We start from the raw sequence: 6832 nt of genomic DNA, 5'->3' as shown, positions 1-6832 counted from the left end.
TTTTTTTCCGGTGAAGCTGACCGCGCAGGAATATAAGCTGCTCAGCTATCTGCTCCATCACAAGGGCAAGGTGGTCAGCCGCACCGAGTTGATCGAACATATCTACGACCAGGATTTCGACCGGGATTCGAACACGATCGAGGTGTTCGTGACGCGCATCCGCAAGAAGCTGGGCCAGGATGTGATCACCACCATCCGGGGGCTGGGCTACAGCCTGGACGACCCGTCGGCGGGGACGGCGGCGGGATCGGCCGCCTGACGCGCCCACGGACGCGGACCTTGTCATGAAGGACGGCGCTACCTTCCGCCCGACGCTGCGCACCGGATCGCTGTCGCGCCGGATGATCCTGATCGCGGCGGCGTGGATCATGGTGCTGCTGGCGGGCGGGGGCTTCGCGCTCGACCGGGTGCTGGTGTCGGCGGTCACGCAGAATTTCGACGATCGGCAGGCCTATGTGCTGAAGTCGCTGCTCGTGTCCGCCGCGGTCGATTCGCAGGGTGAGGTCTGGTTCAATCGCGAACCCGCCGACCAGGGATTTCTGGAGCCGGGATCGGGCGTCTATTGGCAGGTGTCGGGCAAGGGGCATGACCCCTTTCCCTCACGCTCGCTCTGGGACCGGCGTCTGGCCTATGGCTCGGTGCACAACGACGACAGCATCCATCGCTATACCAGCACCCAGTTCGCCGGCGAGAAGCTGCGGATCGTCGAACGCGACGTGAAGCTGCCCGGTTCGGATGTCCTCTGGCGGTTCCAGGTGGCGCAGCGCACCACCGAACTGGACGCGCAGATCGGGGCGCTGCGCCGCATCCTGATCCGCAGCTTCGCGCTGCTCGGCGTCGGGCTGTTGCTGATGGCGGCGATGCAGACCTTTTACGGCCTCTATCCGCTGCGTCGGGTGCGCGAGGAGATTGCCGCGATGCGCGCGGGTAAGGCGAACCGGGTGTCGGACGCCATGCCCAACGAGGTCGCGCCGATGGTCGAGGAACTGAACGCGCTGATCGAGCATAACGAGAAACAGGCCGAGGAGGCGCGGCGGCATGCCGGCAATCTGGCGCATGCGCTCAAGACGCCGCTGACCGTCATCATGAACGCGGCGACCGCGCGCGCCGACGACCTGGCCGACACCGTCATCCGCGAGGCGCGCACGATGCGCCGCCAGGTCGACCACCATCTCGCCCGCGCCCGCGCGGTCGGCCGGCGCGGCTCGGCCCATAGCCGGGCCGAGGTCTGGCCCAGCCTGGAATCGGTCGAGCGCGCGGTCGGGCGGCTCTATCGCCATGTCCGCATCGATGTGGACGGCCCGAAGGACCTCGTCGTCCATGTCGAGCGCCAGGATCTGGACGAGATGCTGGGCAACCTCGTCGAGAATGCGGCCAAGTACGGCGGCGGCAGCGTGTTCGTGACGGTCGCCGCGCAGGCGGGGTTCGTGGAAATCCTGGTCGAGGACGACGGCACCGGCATCCCCGAGAACGAACGCGTCCGCATCTTCGATCGCGGCGTACGGCTGGATACGGGCAAGCCGGGCACCGGCCTGGGCCTCGCCATCGTGCGCGACGTGGCGGAGATTTACGGCGGCACCGTCAGTCTGGAGGAGAGCGAGGACCTGGGTGGCCTGCTCGTACGGCTCAGGCTTCCCGCAGCGGTGGGGTAATCTGGTTCACGCGAAGCCGCGAGGACGCAAAGAAGAATTTTGTTCGCGCGGAGGCGCGGAGGATACGGAAGTGCCGTACCCGAAGGCACCGCCTCCCCTTATCCTCACCGGCTCGTGAGGAGGTATTGAGGGTGCCATTCGACACGCCCCCTCTGCGTTCTCCGCGCCTCCGCACGAACCATCCTTCTCTTCCCACTTCGCGTCATTGCGGCTTCGCGTGAAATTCCCAGCTCAGGCCGCCACTCTCTCCAGCGCATCCATTGCCTGTGCCGCGATCCCGATAGACCGCTTGCGCGCTTCGTGGTCGAAGATCGCGCTGACGATCATCACCTCATCCACCTTGGTCCGCTCGACGAAGGCGGCCAGCTGGCGTTCCACGGTCGCGGGTGCGCCGATGGCCGAGCAGGACAGGACATGGTCGAGGATCGCCGACCCCTGCGCGCCCAGGCTTTCGCGATAGCCGGGGACGGGCGGGGGCAGCTTGCCGGGTCGGCCAGTGCGCAGCGCGACGAACGCCTGCTGTTGCGAACTCGCCAGCAATTCGGCCTCCGCATCGCTGTCGGCGGCGAAGACGTTGAAGCCCGCCATCGCATAGGGCTTGTCGAGCATGGCCGAGGGCCGGAAGTCGCGGCGATAAATGGCCAGCGCATCGTCCAAAGCATCGGGCGCGAAGTGCGAGGCGAAGGCATAGGGCAGGCCGAGCGCGGCGGCGAGCTGCGCGCCGTACAGGCTCGACCCCAGCACCCACATCTGCGGGCGCGCGCCCGCACCGGGCGTAGCGACGATGCCGGTCTGGCCGTCATCGGCGAAATAGCTCTGCAGCTCCATCACGTCGCGCGGAAAGGCGTTGGGATCGCTGTCGAGCGTCCGGCGCAGCGCGCGCGCCACCCGCTGGTCCGATCCCGGCGCACGGCCCAGCCCCAGGTCGATCCGGCCGGGGAACAGCGCGTCGAGCGTGCCGAACTGCTCGGCGATGATCAGCGGCGCATGGTTGGGGAGCATGATGCCGCCCGCCCCGATACGGATCGTCTTCGTCGCCGCGCCGACATGCGCCAGCACCACGGCGGTCGCGGCCGAGGCGATGCCCTCCATGCCGTGATGCTCGGCCGTCCAATAGCGGTGATAGCCGTGCGCCTCGGCATGGGCGGCGAGATCGGCGGCGTTGGCCAGCGCCTGGGCGACGGTGCCGCCCTGGATGACGGGGACCAGATCGAGCAGGGAATAACGTGTCATATGAGCAAGATGGGGACGCCGCGCCGCCCCCGCCAGCCAAGACCGCGTATCAGAAGGACAAGCCGTACTTCATCGCCACACCCCGCTCGGGCGGGAGCGCCGCGATATGGCCGGGATCGCGCCGCCAGAAGATGTGCGTCGACAGCTCGCCCGCGCCCAGCATGACGGCATGACGCGCCTCGACCAGCAACTCGCGCCCGGTCGGCGACAGCGACAGCCGCCGTGCGTCCCAGCCGTCGACCTGCCCCCCGGCATAGTCCCAATGCATCGGCAGCCGCAGGTCGAGCCCGCCGCCCGTCACTCGCAGAGGCTGGGCGAGGCGCAGGTCGAACCGGTCGCCGCCGAACAGCCCGGACTTGCCCGCCTCGACCGACCAACTTTGGCTGGCAAGTGCGCCGCCACCCATGCCGCCATCGGCCTGCGTCCAGCCGCGCCGCCAGCGCCCGCCCAGCGACCAGCCGCCGTCACTCCGCCAGCGTGCGGCGGCCTCGGCGAACCAGCTGGTGCCGCGCGGCTGGCCCAATGCCGAGCCGAACCAGCCACCCAGCACCGTCGAGCGTTCGTCCAGATGGGAGGCGGTCAGGCTGGTCGCGAGCCGACCGACGCGCCGGTCGATGGTCACCGCGACCTGATCGTAACCGGGGGCCGTCATGCCGGGCGCGGCGGCGGCGGGGAAGCGGCCGCTCTCCATTGCCACGCTGACCCCGATGCCGCCCAGCGCATGGCGCAGCGCGGCCGAGGCCTGGGGCGCGCGGTCGAAGCCGAAGCCGGGATCGCTGGTCAGGAAGGCCGGACCGGCCTGACCCGTCCAGCCGGCGACCAGCGCCTCGCCGCTGCTGGCGAAGCCGACGCCGATCATCGTGCGCGGGCTGACCGCCTGGGTCATCGTGCCGGCGGCGATACGGCGGGTCTGGGGCGTGGCGTCGCTCGGCACGATCGCACGGAGCCTCGCCTCGCCGGGCTGGACGATGCGGCTGGTCAGCGCGACCGTGCGCGTGCCGTCCGACATCGTCCGCGTGTCGATTTGCCCGAGCAGCGCGGTGCCGAGGAGCGGGCGCGGACCGTTGCGGGTGACGGTCGATGACAACTCGACCGCATAGGCGCGGGCATAGCCGTCCAGCGCGATCAGGCGCAGATCGCGTACCGCCGCATCGCCCATGGCGGCGGACAGCCGGGCGTTGGCGGTCAGCGACACGGACGCGCCCGTGCCCGCCACACCCATGCCCCCGACCGGCTGGAAGGCGGCGGTCAGGTCCAGCGTGCCCCGGCCATAGATGCCATCGGTGCCCGCCGTCCCCGCATCGCGCGCAGTGCGCAGCAACAGGTCGACGACCTGCGCGCCCGACAGATTGGGAAAGGCCTGGATCAGCAAGGCCGCTGCGCCGGTGATCTGCGGCGCGGCGAGCGAGGTGCCCGACCACAGCTTGCGCTCGCCGGTCGCGTCGGGGGCCTCGACCTGTTCGCCCAGCGCGGTCAGGAAATGCGCGGCCGACAGGCCCGCCCGGTTGCTGAACGCCGATATGGTGCCGCCCTGCGCCACCGATCCGGCGATGATGACCTGCCCGCGCGCGACACTGGCGTCGTTGGCGATCTGGGCGAGGATGCTGGGGTCCGACTCGCCGTCGTTGCCCGCCGCGATGACGACGATCATGCCCGCGGCGGTGGCACGCCCGATCGCGGTCTTCACGGCGGCGGGCACGGCTTCGTTGGAGGCCAGCGAGATGTTCAGGACCTGCGCCTGCGCGGTACGTGCCGTGTCCAGACCCTTGGCGACGGTATCGAGCGGATAGGCGCAGCCACCCTCGGTTCCACAGCTTCCCGGCCGATCGGCGCGCAGCACGACCAGCGTCGCGTCGAAGGCCACGCCCTGCGCCCGCGTCCCGTCGCGACCCCCGGCGGCGGTGAAGGCGACGGCGGTGCCATGTCCGCTCTCGTCCCCGATGCCGCGCGTGCCGGCGACATCGGCGGAGCTGGCGGCGATACGCCCGGCGAACAGCGGATTTTGCGTGTCGATCCCGGAATCGAGGATGCCGACGGCCACGCCCTTGCCGGTCGCGCCCTTCTGATAGGCGGCCAGCGCATTCATCGCGGTCGCCCCCGCCGTCGCGCGATAGCCGGGGGTATCGTAATCGACCGCCGGGGTCGGCGGCGGCGCGGGGGCGGGCGTGGGCGCCTGGGTCGCGGTGGCGGGGGGCGTGGGGGTGGACTGTACGCCCGCGCCGCCCCCGCCACACGCGGCGAGCAGCGTACCGGTGCCCAGCACCGTGCCGATCCGCGCGGCCGCCCGCATCGCCACGATCCTCACCCCCGATCCCCTCCTGCCCGCCATCATATCGTTCGCCCGGTCTTAGGCCGCCTGCGGGTTGCGGCAAAGCGGTCTCGCGCCTACACGCTGCCGCCATGCTGCCCGCTCTGTTCCATATCGACGCATGGATCTTCGATCTGGACAATACGCTCTACCCGGCGAGTGCGAATCTGTTCGCCAATATCGACCGGCGGATGACCCAATTCGTCGGCGATCTGCTGGGCGTCGATCGCGACGAGGCGTTCCGAATCCAGAAGGAGTATTTCCACGCGCACGGCACGACGCTGGCCGGCCTGATGGCCGAGCATGACGTCGATCCCGCCGCCTTCCTGGCCTATGTCCACGATATCGAGATGGACGTGCTGGAGGAGGACGCGCCGCTGGCGGCCGCGATCGCCAAGCTGCCGGGGCGCAAGCTGGTCTTCACCAATGGCGACAAGCCCTATGCGCTGAAGGTCCTCGACCGGCTGGGGCTGGGCAGCCATTTCGAGGCGGTGCACGACATCACCGCGATGGGGCTGGTCCCCAAGCCGCAGCCCTCGGCCTATGCCGGGCTGTGCGCCGCGTTCGACATCGACCCCCGCCGCGCGATCTTCTTCGAGGATATGGCGCGCAATCTGGTGCCGGCGAAGGCGATCGGGATGACCACGGTCTGGGTCGACAACGGTTCCGAACAGGTGCCCGGCGATGCCGCGCGCGATCATATCGACTATACCGTCCACGCGCTGACGCCGTGGCTGACGAGCATATTGGAGGATTGACCATGGCCCAAGATCTGGCCGCCACCATCGACGCCGCCTGGGAAAACCGGGCCGAGCTGGACTTCACGACCCAGGGCGAGGCGCGCATCGCCGTCGACCGCGCGCTGGCGCTGCTCGACCGGGGCGAGGCGCGCGTGGCCGAGCCCGATGGGAATGGCGGCTGGACCGTCAACCAGTGGCTGAAAAAGGCGGTGCTGCTGTCGTTCCGCCTGAACGACAATGTCCTGATCGACAATGGGCCGGGTGCGGGCCACTGGTTCGACAAGGTGCCGTCCAAGTTCAGCGGCTGGTCGGAAGCCGACTTCCGCGCCGCCGGGTTCCGCGCGGTGCCGGGCTCGGTCGTGCGGCGCGGCGCGCATGTCGCCAAGGGCGCGATCCTGATGCCGAGCTTCGTGAACATCGGCGCCTATGTCGGCGAGGGCACGATGGTCGACACCTGGGCCACCGTGGGCAGCTGCGCGCAGATCGGGAAAAACGTCCACCTGTCGGGCGGTGCGGGCATCGGTGGCGTGCTCGAGCCGCTGCAGGCCGATCCGGTCATCATCGAGGACGGCGCGTTCATCGGCGCGCGCGCCGAAGTCGCTGAGGGCGTGCGTGTCGGCGAGGGCGCGGTGCTGTCGATGGGCGTGTATCTCGGCGCCTCGACCAAGATCATCGACCGCGAGACGGGCGAGGTCTTCCGGGGCCATGTGCCGCCTTATTCGGTGGTGGTGCCGGGCTCGACCCCGTCGGTCGACGGCAAGCCGGGCCTGTACTGCGCGGTGATCGTCAAGCGCGTCGATGCGCAAACGCGGTCGAAGACCAGCATCAACGACCTGCTGCGGGATTGATAGCTCCCTAGATTTGATCCTTGGCACGCCCCTCCCGCAAGCGGGAGGGGA

Annotated in this window: 6 protein-coding genes; 4 read left to right on the top strand and 2 right to left on the bottom strand. The window is 69.5% G+C overall.

Annotation, left to right across the window (positions count from 1 at the left end):
* On the top strand, positions 1–259 hold a 259-nt coding region (locus ACQKJZ_RS17110; protein WP_427732652.1), incomplete at its 5' end, for a winged helix-turn-helix domain-containing protein.
* A gap of 82 nt (positions 260–341) precedes the next feature.
* Positions 342–1652: a sensor histidine kinase gene (locus tag ACQKJZ_RS17105; RefSeq protein ID WP_427732654.1), complete on the top strand. Its 1311-nt coding sequence runs from the start codon at positions 342–344 to the stop codon at positions 1650–1652.
* 231 nt (positions 1653–1883) lie between these two features.
* Here ACQKJZ_RS17105 and ACQKJZ_RS17100 read toward each other — a convergent pair whose 3' ends face one another.
* Together ACQKJZ_RS17100 and ACQKJZ_RS17095 are read right to left on the bottom strand one after the other, a co-directional pair.
* The gene (locus tag ACQKJZ_RS17100) at positions 1884–2885 is read right to left on the bottom strand and encodes an LLM class flavin-dependent oxidoreductase (protein WP_427732649.1); all 1002 of its coding nucleotides are present in this window, start codon (positions 2883–2885) and stop codon (positions 1884–1886) included.
* Between the two features lie 49 nt (positions 2886–2934).
* Positions 2935–5175, bottom strand: a complete 2241-nt coding sequence (locus ACQKJZ_RS17095; protein ID WP_427732647.1) for a S8 family peptidase — start codon at positions 5173–5175, stop codon at positions 2935–2937.
* Positions 5176–5285: 110 nt separating this feature from the next.
* Here ACQKJZ_RS17095 and ACQKJZ_RS17090 point away from each other — a divergent pair, with 110 nt between their 5' ends.
* Together ACQKJZ_RS17090 and dapD are read left to right on the top strand one after the other, a co-directional pair.
* Positions 5286–5951 carry a pyrimidine 5'-nucleotidase gene (locus ACQKJZ_RS17090; protein ID WP_312490895.1) on the top strand — a complete coding sequence of 222 codons (666 nt, stop codon included), beginning with the start codon at positions 5286–5288 and terminating at the stop codon, positions 5949–5951.
* Positions 5952–5953: 2 nt separating this feature from the next.
* Positions 5954–6781, top strand: a complete 828-nt coding sequence (gene dapD, locus ACQKJZ_RS17085) for a 2,3,4,5-tetrahydropyridine-2,6-dicarboxylate N-succinyltransferase (protein ID WP_427732645.1) — start codon at positions 5954–5956, stop codon at positions 6779–6781.
* The last annotated feature ends 51 nt before the right edge of the window (positions 6782–6832 follow it).

The organism is Sphingomonas sp. NPDC019816 (genome assembly GCF_050274375.1).
Classification (GTDB): domain Bacteria; phylum Pseudomonadota; class Alphaproteobacteria; order Sphingomonadales; family Sphingomonadaceae; genus Sphingomonas.
This window is presented reverse-complemented; position numbering and strand designations above follow the sequence as displayed.

Excerpts from the sequence above, each read along its gene's own strand:
- ACQKJZ_RS17100 (WP_427732649.1), bottom strand. The coding sequence starts at position 2,885 with ATGACACGTTATTCCCTGCTCGATCTGGTCCCCGTCATCCAGGGCGGC.
- ACQKJZ_RS17090 (WP_312490895.1), top strand. The coding sequence starts at position 5,286 with ATGCTGCCCGCTCTGTTCCATATCGACGCATGGATCTTCGATCTGGAC.
- ACQKJZ_RS17105 (WP_427732654.1), top strand. The coding sequence starts at position 342 with ATGATCCTGATCGCGGCGGCGTGGATCATGGTGCTGCTGGCGGGCGGG.
- ACQKJZ_RS17095 (WP_427732647.1), bottom strand. The coding sequence starts at position 5,175 with ATGCGGGCGGCCGCGCGGATCGGCACGGTGCTGGGCACCGGTACGCTG.
- dapD (WP_427732645.1), top strand. The coding sequence starts at position 5,954 with ATGGCCCAAGATCTGGCCGCCACCATCGACGCCGCCTGGGAAAACCGG.